Origin of the sequence: Bacillus benzoevorans (genome assembly GCF_014207535.1) — a bacterium.
Lineage (GTDB): Bacteria > Bacillota > Bacilli > Bacillales > Cytobacillaceae > Bacillus_BD > Bacillus_BD benzoevorans.
The window spans coordinates 526-20,067 of the sequence record NZ_JACHGK010000025.1 but is presented as its reverse complement, the minus strand read 5'-3'; the positions used below and the strand labels follow the sequence as shown (position 1 = coordinate 20,067).

19 protein-coding genes are annotated in these 19,542 nt (G+C 38.9%); 5 read left to right on the top strand and 14 right to left on the bottom strand.

What is annotated here, in order from left to right:
• Positions 1–64 precede the first annotated feature (64 nt).
• Positions 65–1,093 carry a YheC/YheD family endospore coat-associated protein gene (locus HNR53_RS20975; protein ID WP_184529764.1) on the top strand — a complete coding sequence of 343 codons (1,029 nt, stop codon included), beginning with the start codon at positions 65–67 and terminating at the stop codon, positions 1,091–1,093.
• A 254-nt stretch (positions 1,094–1,347) separates the two neighbouring features.
• On the opposite strand, the gene HNR53_RS20970 is transcribed toward HNR53_RS20975, so the two are convergent.
• Positions 1,348–1,878, bottom strand: a complete 531-nt coding sequence (locus tag HNR53_RS20970; protein ID WP_184529762.1) for a DUF6241 domain-containing protein — start codon at positions 1,876–1,878, stop codon at positions 1,348–1,350.
• Between the two features lie 561 nt (positions 1,879–2,439).
• On the opposite strand from HNR53_RS20970, the gene HNR53_RS20965 reads away from it, so the two are divergent.
• Complete coding sequence (locus tag HNR53_RS20965; RefSeq protein ID WP_184529760.1) at positions 2,440–3,294, top strand: malate synthase; 855 nt, start codon at positions 2,440–2,442, stop codon at positions 3,292–3,294.
• Between the two features lie 181 nt (positions 3,295–3,475).
• On the opposite strand, the gene HNR53_RS20960 is transcribed toward HNR53_RS20965, so the two are convergent.
• The 6 genes from HNR53_RS20960 to groES form a co-directional block, all read right to left on the bottom strand.
• Complete coding sequence (locus HNR53_RS20960; RefSeq protein ID WP_184529758.1) at positions 3,476–4,312, bottom strand: protein phosphatase 2C domain-containing protein; 837 nt, start codon at positions 4,310–4,312, stop codon at positions 3,476–3,478.
• A gap of 534 nt (positions 4,313–4,846) precedes the next feature.
• On the bottom strand, positions 4,847–5,164 hold the full coding sequence (locus HNR53_RS20955) for a DUF6241 domain-containing protein (RefSeq protein WP_184529756.1): 318 nt from the start codon (positions 5,162–5,164) through the stop codon (positions 4,847–4,849).
• A 390-nt stretch (positions 5,165–5,554) separates the two neighbouring features.
• Positions 5,555–5,863 carry a hypothetical protein gene (locus HNR53_RS20950; RefSeq protein ID WP_184529754.1) on the bottom strand — a complete coding sequence of 103 codons (309 nt, stop codon included), beginning with the start codon at positions 5,861–5,863 and terminating at the stop codon, positions 5,555–5,557.
• Positions 5,864–5,892: 29 nt separating this feature from the next.
• The gene (locus HNR53_RS20945) at positions 5,893–7,029 is read right to left on the bottom strand and encodes an SEC-C metal-binding domain-containing protein (protein WP_184529752.1); all 1,137 of its coding nucleotides are present in this window, start codon (positions 7,027–7,029) and stop codon (positions 5,893–5,895) included.
• Between the two features lie 328 nt (positions 7,030–7,357).
• Positions 7,358–8,986, bottom strand: coding sequence for a chaperonin GroEL (groL, locus tag HNR53_RS20940; protein WP_184529750.1), 1,629 nt, complete (start codon positions 8,984–8,986; stop codon positions 7,358–7,360).
• Positions 8,987–9,055: 69 nt separating this feature from the next.
• On the bottom strand, positions 9,056–9,340 hold the full coding sequence (gene groES / locus HNR53_RS20935) for a co-chaperone GroES (RefSeq protein WP_184529748.1): 285 nt from the start codon (positions 9,338–9,340) through the stop codon (positions 9,056–9,058).
• A 330-nt stretch (positions 9,341–9,670) separates the two neighbouring features.
• On the opposite strand from groES, the gene HNR53_RS20930 reads away from it, so the two are divergent.
• Positions 9,671–10,381, top strand: a complete 711-nt coding sequence (locus HNR53_RS20930; RefSeq protein WP_184529746.1) for a CPBP family intramembrane glutamic endopeptidase — start codon at positions 9,671–9,673, stop codon at positions 10,379–10,381.
• A complete protein-coding gene (locus HNR53_RS20925) occupies positions 10,378–10,584 on the top strand; it encodes a YdiK family protein (protein WP_184529744.1) in 207 nt (68 codons plus the stop codon). Before HNR53_RS20930 ends, HNR53_RS20925 begins: the two co-directional genes overlap by 4 nt.
• 58 nt (positions 10,585–10,642) lie before the next feature.
• Here the strand turns inward: HNR53_RS20925 and HNR53_RS20920 are convergent, their stop codons facing one another.
• On the bottom strand, positions 10,643–11,290 hold the full coding sequence (locus tag HNR53_RS20920; RefSeq protein ID WP_184529742.1) for a redox-sensing transcriptional repressor Rex: 648 nt from the start codon (positions 11,288–11,290) through the stop codon (positions 10,643–10,645).
• A gap of 95 nt (positions 11,291–11,385) precedes the next feature.
• The gene (gene moaC / locus HNR53_RS20915) at positions 11,386–11,898 is read right to left on the bottom strand and encodes a cyclic pyranopterin monophosphate synthase MoaC (protein WP_184529740.1); all 513 of its coding nucleotides are present in this window, start codon (positions 11,896–11,898) and stop codon (positions 11,386–11,388) included.
• 405 nt (positions 11,899–12,303) lie between these two features.
• Here moaC and HNR53_RS20910 point away from each other — a divergent pair, with 405 nt between their 5' ends.
• Entirely contained in the window at positions 12,304–14,226 is a 1,923-nt protein-coding gene (locus tag HNR53_RS20910; protein WP_184529738.1) for an ABC-F family ATP-binding cassette domain-containing protein, read from the top strand.
• Positions 14,227–14,485: 259 nt separating this feature from the next.
• Here the strand turns inward: HNR53_RS20910 and tsaD are convergent, their stop codons facing one another.
• The 5 genes from tsaD to HNR53_RS20885 all read right to left on the bottom strand — a co-directional run bounded on the left by tsaD (position 14,486) and on the right by HNR53_RS20885 (position 19,045).
• Positions 14,486–15,514, bottom strand: coding sequence for a tRNA (adenosine(37)-N6)-threonylcarbamoyltransferase complex transferase subunit TsaD (tsaD, locus tag HNR53_RS20905; RefSeq protein WP_184529736.1), 1,029 nt, complete (start codon positions 15,512–15,514; stop codon positions 14,486–14,488).
• Entirely contained in the window at positions 15,514–15,957 is a 444-nt protein-coding gene (rimI, locus tag HNR53_RS20900) for a ribosomal protein S18-alanine N-acetyltransferase (RefSeq protein WP_184529816.1), read from the bottom strand. The genes tsaD and rimI overlap by 1 nt, the downstream gene beginning before the upstream one ends.
• Positions 15,958–15,984: 27 nt before the next feature.
• On the bottom strand, positions 15,985–16,686 hold the full coding sequence (tsaB, locus tag HNR53_RS20895; protein WP_184529734.1) for a tRNA (adenosine(37)-N6)-threonylcarbamoyltransferase complex dimerization subunit type 1 TsaB: 702 nt from the start codon (positions 16,684–16,686) through the stop codon (positions 15,985–15,987).
• Positions 16,683–17,138 carry a tRNA (adenosine(37)-N6)-threonylcarbamoyltransferase complex ATPase subunit type 1 TsaE gene (gene tsaE, locus HNR53_RS20890; RefSeq protein ID WP_184529731.1) on the bottom strand — a complete coding sequence of 152 codons (456 nt, stop codon included), beginning with the start codon at positions 17,136–17,138 and terminating at the stop codon, positions 16,683–16,685. The genes tsaB and tsaE overlap by 4 nt, the downstream gene beginning before the upstream one ends.
• A gap of 131 nt (positions 17,139–17,269) precedes the next feature.
• Positions 17,270–19,045: a DUF4153 domain-containing protein gene (locus HNR53_RS20885; RefSeq protein WP_343065369.1), complete on the bottom strand. Its 1,776-nt coding sequence runs from the start codon at positions 19,043–19,045 to the stop codon at positions 17,270–17,272.
• Between the last annotated feature and the right edge of the window lie 497 nt (positions 19,046–19,542).

Here is a 19,542-nt window from a genome sequence, read left to right as displayed (position 1 = left end):
ATTCTAAGCAAAAACGTTCTTATTATTTTTGATAAATATTTTAAAGAGTGGAGGAAAAAGGATCATGACGCTAATTGGCATGCTTCATCATCGTGCAGATCCGAATAATGTAAGGAAGTCATACGCTTATGCCGCTGTAGCCAAAGCGGAAGGAGTAAACTTTTTTTACTTTACCCCAGGGAAGGTAATGATAAAACAGCAAATAATTTTAGGAAAAGCCTATGAAAATGGCCAGTGGATTGAAAAGGAATTTCCCTTTCCTGATGTCATCTATAATGCAAGTTATCCAGTAAGTGATAAGGCCGAACGCATCGTTGATTATCTGTTTGATAGGATTCCGTTTACAAGTCATTCTATCGGGAACAAATTAAGTGTATATAACAAAATTGAAAAGGCCAAAGAATTTAAGCAATACCTTATTCCTTTTTCTAATTTAACTAATGAACAGATTTTTTACGACATGATCAAACGTTATAAAAAAGTTATTATCAAACCATTAACTGGACATCAAGGCGGGAGCGTTGTTTATATTGAAAATTGCGGGCCAAATCTTTACAAAGTTAATGATTCGGGATCAGTATCATCTATTAATAAAAAACAATTGTTAACCTTGATATCTCAGAAAATACTAGAACAAGATTACCTAATTCAACAGTTTATTTCAAGTCAAACAAATTCTGGACATGTTTTTGATTTCCGATTGCATGTACAAAAAAATGGAGAAGGAAAATGGGTTATTACTTCTATATATCCAAGGATTGGGCGGTTGGGGACCATAACATCTAATATGGGTAGTGGCGGTTATAGTACTTACCTCGATGTATTTTTAAAAACAGAGTTTGGTAACTCTTGGTATGATATGAAAAGGTATCTGGAACAGTTTGCGTTAAGTTTTGCAAATCATTTTGATTCTTTATATGACAGCGAATTGGATGAATTAGGGGTTGATGTTGGAATTGATGAAAATCAAAAACTATGGCTATTTGAGGTAAATTGGAGGCCCGGTCCGCCTAATATATTCAATGTTGAATTAGATGTAGCCAAAAATACGATTCTCTACGCTAAATATTTAGCGGGGACAAATGAACATTAAATTTAGTGCTATCGGGCTTTGATGAATGCACAAGGATTAATGATCCCAGTATTCCCCAATACTGGTTTAAGCAGCAAATTAATTCCTCATTCGGATTATCCTATTTTGTTCCTTGTTGCGATTGTTGCGACATCCCTTACTTCCCCTCTAGCAAAAACGTTGTTAAGTAAAAAAATAAAGGTGAGGATATAAATCGATTAAAAAGGCGCTAGTCACTTGTTGAAATCGACGAGCGACTGGCGCCTATTGGCACGTTATTCAAAATACTCTTCAATATATTTCTTTTCTTCTTTTGGAGATAACAAACGCTTAGCCTCCCCTATGTTCCCACCTTGTATTTCCCATAATTTATTATGATCGGATACTGCTGAAGAAAAATCGTTTTCCTTCCATCGATTTAATATATTTATATATAAACTCGGATAATCATATTCTTGTTCATTGACTTGCACCACTTTGATTAGACGATCGATTCTTTCCGGTGTTATTTGTAGTTGCCCCCATTTCTTATCAGCTTTGACCTTTTGGTGGCTCATATGATGAATCGCATATTGAATTTCTATTTCGCTCATATCTAATGGGAATAATCTTTCCGTTGTACCTTCACCATCTGTAACTCTCCCTTGCTCGTCTCGCTCTTTGACAATGTCAGCAATTTGTCTCTGTTCAGAGTTCTTAGAAGCAGCAGCCCAAAACCGATATCCCAGAAAACTAAACATGATAAAAATAATTAGTACTGTTATTTGACCCTTTTTAGATTTGAGGAATATTCTATTTTTCTTCAAAAATGATTCACCCCGCTTCGTAGATTGCTGAATACCTTTCATCTATCATTCATGTTAAATAGTTGGGATGACAATCTCATGGATATACGTTGATGCTTTGTCGAAGGAGACGGTGACATATACATTTTTCCATCTATATATCCCCATAATCCATCAGAAAGGAAAATAAAATTTTATTTTACACCATAAAAAATTATACTGTCAATACCAAATTTGTGATATCCTTGAAAATATGTTACAATAAAATTACAATATTTTTTAAAATCGTATTTCAAATTCTCATGTAATCTTTTTGTAGATAGAATTTGGGTACGTTTTTTTTTATATCCCTTCTTCATCAAATCGAAGGAACTTAGGAAAAAGGAAAGTTGTAATGGAACTGGTAGTTAAAGTATTGAAAGTCACCTGTGAAGGGCATCAACCAGATAGGAGAAAAGGCACTGCAGAAACTTCGGCTTCAACAATAAGAGAGCTATCTCGAAATACACGGTAGTTGAATGGGACTCACAAGTGACTCTAATTGAGTGAATAAAGTTCTGTATTACAGGGAGGATAAAAATAATGAATCTAATCAATAAGGAAGTAACACACAAGCGTTTCGGCAAAGGAAGTGTTGTGAAACATAATGGATCCATCATAGAAATACATTTCGCAACGGAAAATAAAAAGTTTGTTTTTCCCGATGCATTTGGAAATCACCTAGAGCTGCATGATAAAAGTTCTGCCGATTCACTTGAAAAGGTTTTACAAAAAAGGAAAATCGAACGGGAGAAGGAAGAACAGGAAAAAGAAGAAGAAAAAAGACTACAGCGTAAGGAACAGCAACTTCGCTCGGAACATGAAAAACTCATGAAGAATCATAAACTTCATCCCGAATCACAAATGGCTTTTTGGTGTGACGCCGAAGAACTTAGCCAGATTTTCACAGAGTGGAAAGTGTTTACAGGCGCAATAAAAAGCGGTAATAACAAAGGAACGCCAAAAATACCTAGCCGCATCTATCAAAATAGTGTTGTCCTTTTAACAGCAAGAGAATCCAGTATGCCTGAAAAAGACAGACGTATCTTAGGTGCTTTTATGGCGAATGAAAAGTTTATCGGTAAGTTTTGTGAAGATGGATATATTCCTGCTCATTCGGAATACAGACTACAACTCACAGAACAGCAATCTGCCGGCATGCCCTTTTGGAAATACTATTTAAATGAAAAATCCCCTCGTAGTATGACTTGGAATACAGGTAAATTCCGTTATTTTGATAATGTATGGATGACTCAAATTTTACTCGATATGGTTTCTTTGAAAAGCGACACACATGAACGAGAACTAGCACAGAACTTTTTTGAACATTTTTGCAGAATGAATCGAATCAGGAAAGAAGATTTACCAGAGCCAAATGGCGCATTAATGCGAATATAAATAAAAGGTGCTTGTCACTAATCAAAATCGATAATGACAGGCACCAATTGTGATATTAGTAAATATAGTAACATATTTGAACCTTGAACTAGTCCCCATTTTGCAAAACGTTAGCGATCAAAACCCACTTATATCAAAGGTTGGGGACTTTATTCCATCAAAGGACTTCTGCTGAATGAAGTTAAAAACTGAGATCCAGATAAACAAGTGTTGCATCATCGTGGGTTTTCAGTCTGCCTATGTTTCTTTTGTCTATGTCCGACTTCTCCAGATTTCTCAATTCTTTAATAAGCTCTTGGGCACCTTTTTCTCTAATCCTATCAAGAAGGCTCTTTTTTGAATACCTATAACTTAAGGGTCCCAGTCCATCTGTGGCAAGCAGGCATCTTTCAATAGATTCAACGGGTATTGTTTTGTATATACCCCTGTCAACTGCTTCTTTCTTGTGGCTCAATATAAAGTAGCCTCTCGGATCGTTCATTTTAGATCTGTTTAATCTGAGAATGTCAAGTTCCTCCTGCGTAAATTCCTTGAAGACATACTGGTCCTTTCTTTTTTTGTTCCGTCCCATTATCTGTATGACCCCATTATCAAGGTTCTTAATTGAGTTATCTGTAATAACAATAAACTCCCTATCTTTGCCCTCAATTGTAATCTCAACATCTCCCAACACATAGGATTCAAGAAAGTCTCCGTTTTTCCTGACTATGGCAATTCCTGCTGACAGCTGCTCATAGGCCTTAAGTGTTGAAAGGTCTACAAATTTTCCGTACCCCTTGTTAAAATGGTCTATTCCTTCCGCTAAAATCTCTTGAATAGAATAGTCTGTATTATCAAGGTTCTTTTCAAGATATTCCTTCCACCAATTAACCATCCAAGTTACATCGTTTCCAGATGATGTGTAGTTTTTGTCTGTAAGGGCGGATGCGCCATCTAATACAAATGCTCCACTCTTTGTTATTCCGTATATATCTTCATTGCTTTTCTTTACTGTATCTGTATAAAAATCAATTTTCATTTTGCTTACGCCTCACTTATTCCACTATAGCTTAACAAAGGATAGCACAACTATCATCATGATTGGCGGAAAAATTATAAATATTGCAACAGTGAACATAACAGCTTTAACAAAGGGATTCTTAATCTTTACAGGCCATATTGGTTTATCTCCTATGATCTGTCTGTAGGGATATCTTTGTTTTCTCAAAATGCCATGAAGGGAAAATCAAAAAAGTGTACGAAAATGGCTCAAAACGCCTATGTGAAACCGCATACATTGACAGTCATCTTAAGCTAATTGCTACGCATACCTTACCTAAATTATAAACAAATGTTATTCTAATATGAGATTATTTTATCGATACATTTTATTATTAAATATCTACTTTTTAGATACTAACGCCTAATGGCGCATTAATGCGTATATAAATACTCCCACCACTTAATTTTTGAATAAAAATTTGAAGTAGGGGTTTCTTTCGTATCGAACATTACTGAAAAAGGTGCCTGTGTCACTTGTCGATTTCGACAAGTGACAGCACCAAATGGCATGTTATTCAAAATATTTCTCAATATATTCTTTTTCTTCTTTTGGAGATAATAAACGCTTAGCCTCCCCTATGTTTCCAGCTTGTATTTCCCATAATTTATTATGATCGGATACTGCTGAAGAAAAATCGTTTTCCTTCCATCGATTTAATATATTTATATATAAACTCGGATAATCGTATTCTTGTTTATTGACTTGCACCACTTTGATTAGACGATCGATTCTTTCCGGTGTTATTTGTAGTTGTCCCCATTTCTTATCAGCTTTGACCTTTTGGTGGCTCATATGATGAATCACATATTGAATTTCTACTTCGCTCATATCTAATGGGAATAATCTTTCCGTTGTACCTTCACCATCTGTAACTCTACCCTGCTCGTCTCGCTCTTTGACAATGTCAGCAATTTATCTCTGTTCAGAGTTCTTAGAAGCAGCAGCCCAAAACCGATATCCCAGAAAACTAAACATGATAAAAATAATTAGTACTGTTATTTGACCTTTTTTAGATTTGAGGAATATTCTATTTTTCTTCAAAAATGATTCACCCCGCTTCGTAGATTGCTGAGTACCTTTCATCTATCATTCATTCGCTCCTCGAGAGGTTTCCTTGTTAATAAAAGAATTCGTTCTCCCTTTCGTTACGACACTTTTTACATCTTTTTGGGTACGAAAGCCCTTTTTCTTATAATACCGCCGCTCTCTTAGATTTCTTCAAAATGGTAAGTCCTCCTCATCAATCCAGCGTTCAGAAATAATCTGCTCTTCTTGCTTTTTGGTTTTTCTTTTTATTTCTTCACTGAGAACGGGCTTAACTGTTAGAACCCTATCGAACTTCTCCTCATATAGATCACGAATCCATACTTTTACAGGTGCTTTCCATTGCTGATTAGGTGCAGGGATATTTTTAATTAAACTCTTCGGTGTCATCCCTAACTCCTTAGCCATTTGGATATCAGCCTCATTTAAACGGCAGCGTTTTTTAGCCTCTGCCCAAGCTTGTGAATTCCATTTTACCGCCATCACCATATTCTCCGTGTCCTTCTAGATTTTCAATTTCCACAACATTTCTTAAATTTCTTTCCGCTCCCACAAGGACAAGGATCGTTTCTGCCAACCTTTTGACGAGTTTGGAGACTAATGACCTCTCCTTTTTTATTGGGAAAGGGCAGTAATTCCTTCTTCTCCTGCGCGAATAACTCTTCTGATGTAAATCCCTTTAAATACCATTCCCTCGTATTATTCATTATTAGAACAACAGCATCCATCAATCTTTGCACAGCTTCTAAGTTTTCGAATATGAGTTCCGTCTGTAAATATTGAAGAAGCTGACCAGGTTGAGCGCCTAATTTCACATTCATTATACAGTCCTCAACAAGCTCCATTGCCTCTTGTTTTGGCATTCGATACTCCTGTGTAAATAGCGATAAAAGTTGTGAAAAACCCTTTGGACGCTCCACAAAGCCCGTTTCACCTGCTTCAAGAAGCTGTTTCTTCGTGAATGGATAGTAGTCAATAGTCTTTCTAGATGCCTGCTCCTCTAAAATAACTAAAGGATCTAGCACTTCCCAGTAAGAATAGCCATACCCGTCAATGTATATTTCTTGGTAGTATTCCATCGCATCAAAAATAGCATGATTGAAGTCGAGATAATGTGGGTGAATAGGCATATATTTCTCAACTAAATCGACTAACTTGTTATGCGGCACTGTTCCATAGTAATAGAGTAATCCTCGAGTAATCTTTATCCAATCCGTATTCCGCTTAACATCTGCAAGTATCGTTTCGTCTCGAACGATCTCCTCTAGAGAAGGCAATAATTCCAAAGGAATCATGACGACTGGATCGCCATTCCGAAAACCAGTAAACATAAAACCAGTTTTAGGGAAATACTCCATCTCCTCTATTTCTTTATCCTTTGCGCTAATAACTCCACTATTGGCAATGATACTTTTTATTAAAAATAATCGCCGCTCATCGAACTGTCTGATAATATTACTGACAAGAATAGGGACTTCCACCGCCAAATATTGAATTAACTCCGCTTTTTTCAAGGAACTTATATTTTTGATTTGCAGCTTTTTCCGAATATCATGAAGATCTGCGACCTTTAAAGCAGATAGCCCTTCCTTTAAGGAAGCGATTCCTATGATTTTATTATTTTGATTCTTGTTTTTATTAACTGCCATTTTATACCCCTTTCGCAAGGAGTCCACCATTGACTGACAACATCAGATGCCAAAGTACCTCCTTGCTAACCATCTCTTTCATTTCATATATATTTTTTCAATTGTATCACGCATGTACCTAAATTAAACATATGAAACTAGGCTGCCCTACTCTAAAAGGAACTTTCTTATTACATCAATTTTACTTTTACAAATAATAAAAGAGGCTTCCCCCAAGTTCAATGAACTTATGAGAAGCCTCGATTAATATCCTCAATATTAGCAAAATGTTAACAATCCACTCTCATCTTACATAAAACCCTTATATATCAAGGGGTGAAGCGGCTTATTACATCATGCCGCCCATTCCACCCATGCCGCCCATGTCAGGCATTGCAGGGCCGCCTTCTTCTGGTTTGTCAGCTACAACTGCTTCAGTTGTTAAGAACATAGCTGCAACAGATCCAGCGTTTTGAAGTGCAGAACGAGTTACTTTAGTTGGGTCAACGATACCAGCTTCGATCATGTTTACCCATGCGCCAGTAGCAGCGTTGAAGCCAACACCTGGTTTTTCATTCTTTAAGCGTTCTACAATTACAGAACCTTCTAAGCCAGCGTTTTGCGCAATTTGACGAACTGGTTCTTCGATTGCACGTAATACAATGTTCACACCAGTTGCTTCGTCGCCATCTGCTTGAACGGCAGCAATTTTATTATAGATTTCTACTAATGCAGTACCACCACCGGCTACGATACCTTCTTCAACAGCAGCACGAGTAGAGTTTAAAGCATCTTCAATGCGAAGTTTGCGTTCTTTTAATTCAGTTTCTGTAGCAGCACCAACTTTGATTACTGCAACACCGCCAGCTAATTTAGCAAGACGCTCTTGTAATTTTTCACGGTCAAAATCAGAAGTAGTTTCTTCTAATTGCGCACGGATTTGCCCTACACGTCCAGAAATTTGTGCGCTGTCGCCAGCACCTTCAACGATTGTAGTATTTTCTTTAGAAACTACTACTTTCGCAGCGCGGCCTAATTGTTGGATTGAAGCAGTTTTCAGATCAAAACCAACGTCTTCTGTAATCACTTGACCGCCAGTTAAGATAGCGATGTCTTCAAGCATTGCCTTACGACGGTCACCAAATCCAGGAGCTTTAACGGCTACTGCATTGAAAGTACCGCGAAGTTTGTTCACTACTAATGTAGCAAGTGCTTCCCCTTCAACGTCTTCAGCAATCAATAATAATGGTTTGCCTTGTTGAACAACTTGTTCAAGAACTGGAAGGATTTCTTGGATGCTTGTGATTTTCTTATCTGTGATTAAGATAAATGGATTGTCAAGAACAGCTTCCATTTTCTCAGAGTTTGTTACCATGTATGGTGAAGCATATCCACGGTCAAATTGCATACCTTCTACAACATCTAATTCTGTTGCAAAACCTTTAGATTCTTCAATAGTGATAACACCGTCGTTTCCAACGCGTTCCATCGCTTCAGCAATTAATTGACCTACTGTTGCATCATCTGCAGAAATAGCAGCAACTTGTGCAATCGATTCTTTGCCTTCGATTGGTTTAGAAATAGCTTTTAATTCGTCCAAAGCTGCTTGGATAGCTTTGTCAATCCCTTTACGGATTACCATTGGGTTCGCACCGGCAGTTACGTTTTTCAAACCTTCGCGAATCATTGCTTGCGCTAAAACAGTTGCAGTAGTTGTACCGTCACCAGCAATATCATTTGTTTTGCTTGCTACTTCAGCAACTAATTTTGCACCCATATTTTCAAATGCATCTTCTAATTCGATTTCTTTTGCGATTGTCACACCATCGTTTGTGATAAGTGGTGAACCGAATTTTTTCTCAAGAACCACGTTGCGTCCTTTTGGTCCAAGAGTTACTTTTACTGCATTCGCAAGAGCATCTACCCCGCGAAGCATTGCGCGGCGCGCATCTTCACTGAACTTAATTTCTTTTGCCATGATGAATAACCTCCTCAAATTTTCATATTCTAAGTAAAAACACTAATATTGTTATTTTAATGATTGTTATTATTGAACGATTGCTAAGATATCACTGTCGCGCAGAATTAAATATTCTTTGCCGTCATATTTTACTTCAGTACCAGAGTATTTTGAGAAGATAATGCGATCGCCAGCTGAAACTTCTAGGGCAAGACGCTCACCATTCTCAAGAACGCGGCCGGAACCTACAGCAACAACTTTACCTTCTTGAGGCTTTTCCTTAGCAGAATCCGGTAAAACAATACCGCTTGCAGTTTTTTCCTCTGATTCAACAAGCTCGATTATAACGCGATCACCTAATGGCTTTAACAAATGAAACAACCTCCTCAAATGATATGTAAGTTTTTAGTTTTTTATTAGCACTCACATCACCTGAGTGCTAACACATTTATAATATTAATAAATCTGACTTCTTTTTGCAAGCCGCAAATAGAAAATTTATTAAATTTTTTTAACCCGAATGTAGTATTTCTTAAAACAAACTTTTTTAATCCATATTCATCAAGAAAGTTATTTTAACATGGCTAAATGTGTTCTATTTGAAGATTGTGTACATTTATTGTTAAAATATTGTGGGGCGTTAAGTATGAAAAGAATCATAACGGCTGCAAAAGTAAGACAGTCTAATAAGGAGACTTACTATTGAAAAAGGAATATGGATTCATATTAATTACGTATATCGTCATGCAGCTTTCCAGTTTTATTGGGGTTCCGCTGATGTCCATGATTGGCGCAAGGTTTGGACTGGAAGAAGGCTTCTCTGTTTCAGCATGGCTGGTGCTCAGTTTTATAGCCGCCTTAATCATCACTCTTTTTCTTTTGCGCAAGGAAATGAATGGTTCTGTACGAAATAATGGGGCCCTTCCTCTGAGTAAGTCTGCTGCCTGGGCAGTCGGGGGAATCTTTCTCGCCTTAATGGCGCAATCCATTGCGGGCAGCATTGAGTACTTAATGGGAATTGAGATCGGATCGGAAAATACTCAGCAAATCATTAACCTGATCAAGACGGCTCCGATCATTATCATCATTTCGTCCATCATCGGACCTATATTAGAGGAAGTGGTTTTTCGAAAAGTGATTTTCGGCAGCCTTTATAAGCGATTCAATTTCTTCCTCGCAGGACTGATCAGTTCGCTTATCTTTGCCTTTGCCCATGGTGAACCGGAACATCTTCTATTATATTCCGCAATGGGTTTTACATTCGCTTATCTTTATGTTAAAACAAAGCGGATACTTGTCCCGATTTTTGCTCATGTATCGATGAACACGATCGTTGTCGTATTACAGCTAAACCAGGACAAGATCCAGCAATTTCAACAGCTGCAAAGCTTTATTGGGGGATATTTTAATTGAAAAAAACATCGCTGTTTTCCGGCATCATATATCTTCTTTTAGGAGTCTTATTTATCTTTTTTGCGGTTCAAAATGTCAATGATGAGGGCGGCTGGGGCTTCTTTAGCTATTTATTAGTCGTCCTGGCAACCTTCGATTTAGGCTCCGGAATCCGCATCGTTTGGTATCATTTCCAGCCCAAAAATGAACAGACAAAAAAATGAGTCCATGGCGGGCTCATTTTTTGTCTTACAGAAGAATTTGAATAAACGCAGTAACATCTTATTCTGCATAGGTCGGATAATGTTTTAGGAAATAAACAAGTGCCTGCAATTCTACGGCTAAATCAATATGATGGACACGGATATTTCCCGGTACAGATAATCTTGCCGGTGTAAAATTCAAGATCCCTCTGATATTAGCCTGAACAAGCCGGTCTGTTACAGACTGAGCAACAGGAGCCGGAATAGTTAAAATTGCCACTTGAATATCATGTTCTGCTATCACCTTTTCAATATCATCCATATGGTAGACAGGGACATCACCGATCTCTCCCCCTACCTTTTGCGGATCCACGTCAAATCCTACCTCGATTTTTGTATTATTATTCTTCAAGAAATTATAATTAAGAAAAGCTGTACCAAGATTTCCCACTCCGATTAATGCAACCTTCGTCAATTCATCCTGATCCAAAGTTTTACTGAAAAATGTCAGTAAGTACTGAACATTATATCCATATCCTTTTTTACCTAAAGCGCCAAAATACGAAAAATCCCTTCGAATAGTGGCCGAATCGACTTTAACCGCCTCACTCAATTCAGCAGACGAAACCCTTTGTTTGCCCGAGGCATGCAGATTTTTCAAAAAGCGATAATACAACGGCAGTCTCTTTGCCGTCGCCTGTGGTATTTTTGTTGTTTCATTACTCATAATTTTTATCCCCTCTGTCCCATGCAAAAGTATTATTTGTATTCTTTTCAGAATTTTTTTTATTTTGTTATAATTTATTGTATCCGCTCAGCGGTCTATTTGTCTATTGGAAACGATTCCAAAATACCCTCCCTTTTGAAATCTCCATTCTTCCCGCCCGTCTTTTCCAGCAAATAGGTTTTTCCGATGATCATTCCTTTATCAACTGCTTTACACATATCATATACCGTCAATGCGCATACAGATGCTGCCGTTAATGCTTCCATTTCGACCCCTGTATTTCCTTTCGTTTTCACAGAGGCCTGGATAAATAAAGTTCTATCCGCTTTTGTCTCCTCCCATGAGAAAGTAATATTAATCCCTGTAAGCGGAATCGGGTGACACATCGGGATGATTTCCCATGTTTTTTTTGCAGCCATCACTCCTGCAACTTGTGCCACTGCCAATACGTCCCCTTTTTTCATTTGGTTGTTCGTAATTTTATCATATATTTCCTGACTGACTGTGATGCTGGACATCGCAATGGCCGTACGGAAAGTTTCCGGTTTATCACTAACATCCACCATCTTTGCCCGGCCTTCCTCGTTGAAATGCGTAAATTCCGCCATTAAACCACCTCTTTTATTCTCTTTTTCAGCGACAAAAAACTATAATGATATTAGTAACTTTCACAAGCGTATATAGTTTACTTATCTTGTTATTACTGGATTCCATAAAAATCAAGTTTGAAGTATGTGAATTATCTAAACAAATCATACACTATTTTCTTGCAGATGTCTCACACTTTGTATTTTAATTCACATATATTATTTACAATTTTAGTGAATAACATAATATTTTCAAATTCCAATTTTCCCCACCTTTCATCCTCATTCTCCCCCTTTGTCAATTATTTACAGCCCCTCTCTTCTCTTACTGCAAATGTACAGCGAAAAGCCTCACGATAGAAGTCTTCTTATATTGCTGTTACAAATTGAATCGGTTAATCTATTAATACAGGGGTGAACATGAACATGATATTACTGCAAGTTAATCAATTATGTAAATACTATGGTGCAGACCAGATTTTATCGAATATAAAGCTTGAAGTCCAAACCCGTGATAGAATTGCTCTTGTCGGCAGAAATGGAGCAGGGAAATCTACTTTATTAAAAATAATATCCGGTAACCTGTCCTATGATTCGGGAGAGATTATCAAGCCGAAGGAAGTTAAAATGGGCTACTTGGCACAAAATACCGGACTGGAATCCCATTTGTCGATCTGGGAAGAAATGCTGACTGTTTTTTCTGAACTCCAGGCACAGGAAAAACAATTACGGGCATTAGAAATGAAAATGTCTGACATGTCTGTGATGGAAAATGAAACTGAATACACCAAGGTCCTAAAGGAATATGATCTTCTCCAGGTTCAATTTAAAGAGCAGGGAGGCTATCAATTCGAAGCAGATATTCGTTCTGTTTTACACGGCTTAAGCTTTGCTTCATTTGATTATGATACCAAAATCTCCAGCTTAAGCGGCGGTCAGAAAACTAGACTGGCACTTGGAAAACTCCTGCTATCCAAACCGGATATTCTCATCCTTGATGAGCCGACAAACCATCTTGATATTGAAACTCTGTCATGGCTGGAGCAATATTTACAAGGCTACAATGGTGCTATCCTTATTGTGTCCCATGACCGCTATTTTCTTGACAAGGTTGTTAATCAAGTGTATGAAATTTCTCGGCAGCAAATCACTAAATTTCCTGGAAACTATAGTAATTATTTAGATTTGAAGGCTGCTAACTATGAGCGTGAAATGAAAATGTATGAAAAACAGCAGGATGAAATAGCCAAGCTGCAAGATTTTATTCAGCGCAATCTTGCTCGTGCATCCACAACCAAACGGGCGCAAAGCCGGCGAAAACAGCTCGCAAGAATGGAAGTCATGGACCGTCCTTTAGGAGATGAAAAGTCAGCTAGTTTTGGCTTCAATATTGAAAAGCAATCGGGGAATGAAGTTTTAAATGTTCATTCATTAGCCGTTGGCTACGACGCTAAGCCCGTCTCGGAGAATATCTCCTTCCGCCTCACCCGCGGGGAAAGTATTGCCTTGGTCGGTCCGAACGGAATCGGTAAATCAACACTTTTAAAAACGCTCATGGAAAAACTCTCCCCCATACAGGGTGACATTCAATATGGCACAAACGTTGCGATTGGCTACTATGATCAGGAGCAGGCTGAATTGACATCAAATAAACGGGTGCTTAATGAATTATGGGATGAATATCCACTGATGAGCGAAAAGGATATTCGAACCGCTTTAGGAAACTTCCTTTTTTCAGGCGATGATGTGTTAAAGATTGTTTCCAGCTTAAGCGGAGGAGAAAAAGCACGACTTGCACTATCCAAGCTGATGCTGCAAAAAGCAAACCTCCTTATCCTGGACGAGCCGACAAACCATCTTGACTTAGACAGTAAAGAAATACTGGAAAATGCGTTAATTGATTATCCGGGAACCCTTTTATTCGTTTCCCATGACCGTTATTTTATTAATCGCATTGCCACTAAGGTCATTGAACTGGACAAAAATGGTGCTGTCGAATACTTAGGGGATTACGATTATTATGTGGAAAAGAAACTTGAGCAAGAGGAGTTAAAAGCTCTGGAAGAAATAAAAAGGCTGGCAACTTCCCCGGTTACACAGGAAAAAAACAGCTACCAGCAGGATAAAGAGGCGAAGAAGCTAGAAAGACAGCGGCAGCGCAGAATCGAAGAAATTGAAAATAAAATCGAAGAACTAGAGCAAAAAATGGAGGAAAATAATGAGCTCCTTTGTGATCCGCAGTTTTTTCAGGACCACGAAAAGCTGATGGAGCTTCAACAGGAAAATGACAAGTTCAAACTTGAGGTTGAAGTACTGATGGAGGAATGGACAGAGCTTGCGGATCAGTAGGTTTTTGCTCCAAAGCAAAATGAACCAGAGCAAAACAAAAGTAGGCGGTTTCCAGATATCAATGATTGAATCTGGGAATCGCCTTTTTTTATCCACAAGTATATGCACAACTGGATAACTTAATTATGGGCTTTCCACATGTTTTTCCACATTATCCACATCATATCTCTTTTTTATCCACATAATACACACTTATACACAAAGTTATACACATTATCCACAACACAAGAGCCACAGACAAATGCCTGTGGCTCTTTTTTTAAAGATCATTATAAACCGAGATTTCCAAGCCTGGATTTGCGTTTAAATCCAGTCCGGTCCGATGTCCTTTTTCAAATAGCACACTGCCTGCAGCGGCAATCATGGCTGCGTTATCTGTGCACAAATTAAGCGGAGGAATCACAAGTTCTACTTCTTCCATTTCTGCAAAAGCTGTGGTTAATGCTGCGCGAAGTCCCTTATTCGCAGCAACTCCTCCAGCTAATAAAACCTGCTTCACCGGATACTCCTTCGCCGCGCGTACAGCCTTTGCCACCAACACTTCAACGACACTCGCCTGAAAGCTTGCAGCAAGATTCTCCGGGGCAATCACTTCGCCACGCTGCTCTGCATTGTGGACAGTGTTAATAACTGCCGATTTCAAACCGCTGAAACTAAAATCATAGGAGCCCTCTTCAAGCCAAGCCCGCGGTAGTTCAAGCGTATCAGAGCCTTCATGCGCCAACCGGTCGATATGCGGTCCGCCCGGATATGGCATATTCAGCACTCTTGCCACTTTATCATACGCTTCCCCTGCCGCATCATCTCTCGTTTCACCAATTACCTCAAAGTGACCATGTTCCTTCATATAAACGAGTTCGGTATGGCCTCCAGAAACGACTAGTGCCAGCAAAGGGAATTCCATTTCTTTCACTAAACGGTTAGCATAGATGTGCCCCGCGATATGATGAACCGAAACAAGAGGAATTCCATGGGCGAACGCTATTGCCTTAGCCGCATTCACGCCAATTAATAGGGCCCCAACCAGACCCGGTCCTTCGGTAACCACAATAGCATCTAAATCACCATACGAAATTCCCGCAGCATTGATGGCTTCCCCCAGCACGATCGTTATTTGTTCCACATGATGGCGCGATGCGATTTCAGGCACTACCCCGCCAAATCTTTTATGGCTCTCTATTTGTGAGGCCACAATATTTGAAACGATTTCTCTTCCGTTTCTCACGATGGCAACGGCTGTCTCGTCACAGCTTGTCTCGATTGCCATTACTAACAAATCTTTTTTCATTATAAATTCACCCACATCACTAATGCATCTTCATGATTATCTGTATAATAGTTTTTCCGGAGGGCTCCCCCTTGAAAACCAAGTTTACGATAAAGAGACTGCGCCACACTGTTGCTTACGCGAACCTCCAAGGTCATTGTTTTCGCCCCATTTTCCCTGGCAAAATCCATCATCTTCACAAGCAAGGCTTCCCCGAGCTTGCGCCCCCTGTATTCAGGAAGGAGCGCAATATTCGTTATATGAGCCTCGTCAATGACAAGCCATGCTCCGCAATATCCTGCTACCTTTTCATCAACCTCTAATACAATATATTTAGCATACTGATTTTGCACCAGTTCGTTATAAAAGGCAGCCCGGCTCCACGGCAGAGTAAATGATTGATGTTCTACGACCATTATTTGGTCCAAATCATTAAGATTCATCAAGCGAAAAGAAAAAGTCATCTCCATTTTGCTCCCTCTTCCCCGTTCCTATTTCAACTCTCTCTGAGCCTCAAGCCATTTTGCTTCTGCCTCTGCTAAACGAATATAGTTCGGTACAAAGGTATGAACATCCTCTCCCGGCAAATCATGACCCAGTAAGGCCAGCTCTGCTGGACGCGGATTATGCTCTGTTATTTCGGCAAAAACGGCTCTGTCTCCTAATGATTCTTTGATTGCCCCGCGATGTATCGGCAGATCACCGCCAACAAAAAGAACCTTTCCCTCAAACGATTGCAATTGTTTTACCCAATCAGTCGTAAGTATTATTTGATCCTGTGCTAACGTTTGCAGCCCACCATTTTGAAACTGATAAAGACCTGTATAAATCTGCCCTCTTCTCGCATCAAACAGCGGGGATACTCCTCCGCCAAAATAGCGGCCAACTCCTGCAGCCAATACTTGCAAGCTTGAAATCCCTACTAATGGTATTTTCAGCGTCCACGCCAGTGTTTTAGCAATGGTAACTCCGATTCTTACCCCTGTATAAGACCCCGGACCTTTTGCCACCACAATCTTTTCAATATCGACCGGTTTCATTTCACAATCCTGCAGTAATTTTTCAATCGCCGGCATAACCCGGACAGAATGATTTTTTTTCAAATTGGTTATATATTCACCGATTACCTGTTCCTCATTTATGACAGCAACACCAAGTGAATAATTTGATGTATCAATCGCTAAAACTTTCATGCAAAAAACTCCTTACATAATTGCTCATACCGTGCACCTAATGGCTTGAGAACAATTTTCCTCGAATCATTACCTTCATGATAAAGATAAATATTCAGCCGCTCACTTGGAAGCTGCTCGTCAATGATATGAGCCCATTCAATCACGGTTACCCCATTACCGGAAAAATATTCTTCAAACCCCAGATCCTCATAGGAATCCTCCAGCCGGTATACGTCCATGTGATACAGCGGCATGTTCCCATGATATTCTTTAATAATCGTGAAAGTCGGGCTGTTGACCGTTCGACTGACACCCAGACCAACAGCCAGCCCTTTTGTAAAAGTCGTCTTCCCGGCTCCCAGATCGCCTTCTAACGTGATGCAATCTCCCGGCTGCAGGAAAGAAGCCAGCCTTTTAGCAAAGGCCTGTGTATCCTCGGCATTTCCTGATAATATTTCATATTCTTTCATCTAACTGTTTCCCCTTAATTCCGTCATTTTCCTTTTAATAAGTTTACATGATTTTATGCTATAGAGCAAAACAGGAAGAGCCTAAATGCAAAAACAAACGAAACAATAATGTTCCGTTTGTTTTTGCAGAACTATTTAATCTGAACAAACACGTAGAATAAGGCGTTATTATAACCGTTTTGTTTATCAATACTGACATCCTGAGTGACTATCGTCATTTTTACCTTCTCATTTTCTACCGTAAATGTGGCTTCCTCAGGGGTGATCATTTCTTTTATTGAATGATAATTCTCGAATTTATCATAAATATCCTTCGTCTTAAATCTGATAAGCTCTTCCTTATTTTCCCCGCCTAAGACAATATCTATTTCATCTTTACGAAAATCTCTTAATAAGGAGTACTTATTACCAGCCTTTTCAATCACTGCAATTTTTTCGTTTTGACCTTCGTTTTGCATTTGCGAATAAATATCCGTTTGAATAAAGGTATCATATCCTGCAATATTGATTGGATATGAAGGTTCGAGATGTACATAAACGGACTGATTCCTATCAGTCTGCTCATAATACTCTTTAAAGCCAAATGTTTCATAAAAGTCCCTATAGGCATCGAAGTCTTTTGGGAAATACTCGGTCCTTTCCATATATCCCATCATCTGCAAGTAGTAAACGATATTAGTAATCTTCTGTTTATCCGCATCGGAGATGGAGCCATTTGGTATAATCTTTCCGTTACCAAGCATCTCATTTTTCGCTAATACTTCTTCCAGAATGTTAATCTGGTTATGTTTACTGATCGTAAAAGCGTCCACTGGCGGCACGACTGAAATCATGGCGAAAACAATTAAGATTGCGGCGATTATTCCATTTTTCCGTACCGGCAAAAAGCTTAATAAGACCCCGGCAATCGCAGCGAAAATACCGAACAAAATTACATAATAACGGGTATGCGTTATCCCAGTATCTTCTAAACTTAAAATCGATGATATGATCTGGAACACGACTATTGGGACAAGCACTTTCGGAAAGACCTTTCTAAAAAATGCCGCAAACTTATTTTCAATTTCACTGGCTAGAATATAGACTAAGATGACTGTAATCGCATAGGATACAAGCATCGGTTCGAGAAGATTATCGCTCCAAAAATCTCCGCCGATATTTTGCACAATGTAAATGACAAGTATTAAAGTAAAGACGGCAATTAAAGGAACTATAATATAGGATATAAGAATTTCTAAAAATTTCGGACAATTCGCAGCACGCCTAATGTTTTTTAACTGTTCATCATTGTCCTTATTCTCTTTCCCAAGGTATACAGGAATAAGAGATAAGAAATACAAGGGTCCAAATAGGAGGAATATCAAGTTGGCTGCATGGGAAAAGACTTTATAATCAATTGGAAAAATTAATGTATCTGTCGCACTAATGATGAGCGAGACTCCGCCAAAAATAACCCCGGAGAAAAAAACAGCGATAAAGAAGGCTTTAAAGGAAATCATAAAGCTTTTATTAAAACTGACCTTGCTTTTAATGGCTGGAATCCAAATGAAGGCGATCAACAAAGCAAATAGGACCACTCCAGTTCTGATATTTACAGACATGCTGTATTCAGGTGCCGATTTAATGATGAAATAATAACCTGCTGTTAATAGGACAACAATACCCATCAGCGTGAATCGGACCAATCCTTTAGTAAAGAATCTCTCATAGGCACTTTCTGCCACTGCGCTCAGAAATGCTCCGACTACAAAGGCAAGGAGATAATTCATAAAATGGCGTTCTGTTAAGTTAATATCATAAGCATTAATAATGGCAGCCGCTAAAAGAAATGCGGTGGTCAAAGGAAAACGAGCAACAGCATCAATCAAACCTCTTAGCCTTTTATTCAGCCAATTCACCACTCTCACCTTTTCCATCCCCCTTTTTCTCAGTAATAATATAGCTAATAAAAGAAATACCCAGTGTGTAACTACTTTAGACTATTACTCTGAATATAGGTGAAATCTCTTGCAGCAAGCGGACTTTTTATATGACTTTGGTGTCCTTCTACTTTCAGAATAACATTTGCAAGGGGGTCTGTCGACAGAATATGAGTGGCATATATTTGACAGAAATAAGGAGACAGGTGTGGGTATTAGAGAGAATTAAAATCTGCGGCTTTTTAGATTCTTTAGTGATATTGCCCTCTATAGTGACCAGTTTTACCATCAGCTTTGGGTTTCTTGGTCCACGGGCACTATCAGCCCTTTATAGTGACCGTCGGCTCTCGGTTTCTTGGTCCACGGGCACTATCAGCCCTTCATAGCGACCGTCGGCTCTCGGTTTCTTGGTCCACGGGCACTATCAGCCCTTCATAGCGACCGTCGGCTCTCGGTTTCTTGGTCCACGGGCACTATCAGCCCAT

Coding starts and splice junctions, on each gene's coding strand:
- HNR53_RS20965 (WP_184529760.1), top strand. CDS start 2,440: ATGAATCTAATCAATAAGGAAGTAACACACAAGCGTTTCGGCAAAGGA.
- HNR53_RS20920 (WP_184529742.1), bottom strand. CDS start 11,290: ATGAGTAATGAAACAACAAAAATACCACAGGCGACGGCAAAGAGACTG.
- HNR53_RS20960 (WP_184529758.1), bottom strand. CDS start 4,312: ATGAAAATTGATTTTTATACAGATACAGTAAAGAAAAGCAATGAAGAT.
- HNR53_RS20950 (WP_184529754.1), bottom strand. CDS start 5,863: ATGGCGGTAAAATGGAATTCACAAGCTTGGGCAGAGGCTAAAAAACGC.
- tsaD (WP_184529736.1), bottom strand. CDS start 15,514: ATGAAAAAAGATTTGTTAGTAATGGCAATCGAGACAAGCTGTGACGAG.
- groL (WP_184529750.1), bottom strand. CDS start 8,986: ATGGCAAAAGAAATTAAGTTCAGTGAAGATGCGCGCCGCGCAATGCTT.
- tsaB (WP_184529734.1), bottom strand. CDS start 16,686: ATGAAAGTTTTAGCGATTGATACATCAAATTATTCACTTGGTGTTGCT.
- rimI (WP_184529816.1), bottom strand. CDS start 15,957: ATGACTTTTTCTTTTCGCTTGATGAATCTTAATGATTTGGACCAAATA.
- HNR53_RS20975 (WP_184529764.1), top strand. CDS start 65: ATGACGCTAATTGGCATGCTTCATCATCGTGCAGATCCGAATAATGTA.
- HNR53_RS20910 (WP_184529738.1), top strand. CDS start 12,304: ATGATATTACTGCAAGTTAATCAATTATGTAAATACTATGGTGCAGAC.
- HNR53_RS20955 (WP_184529756.1), bottom strand. CDS start 5,164: ATGAGCGAAGTAGAAATTCAATATGTGATTCATCATATGAGCCACCAA.
- tsaE (WP_184529731.1), bottom strand. CDS start 17,138: ATGAAAGAATATGAAATATTATCAGGAAATGCCGAGGATACACAGGCC.
- HNR53_RS20945 (WP_184529752.1), bottom strand. CDS start 7,029: ATGGCAGTTAATAAAAACAAGAATCAAAATAATAAAATCATAGGAATC.
- moaC (WP_184529740.1), bottom strand. CDS start 11,898: ATGGCGGAATTTACGCATTTCAACGAGGAAGGCCGGGCAAAGATGGTG.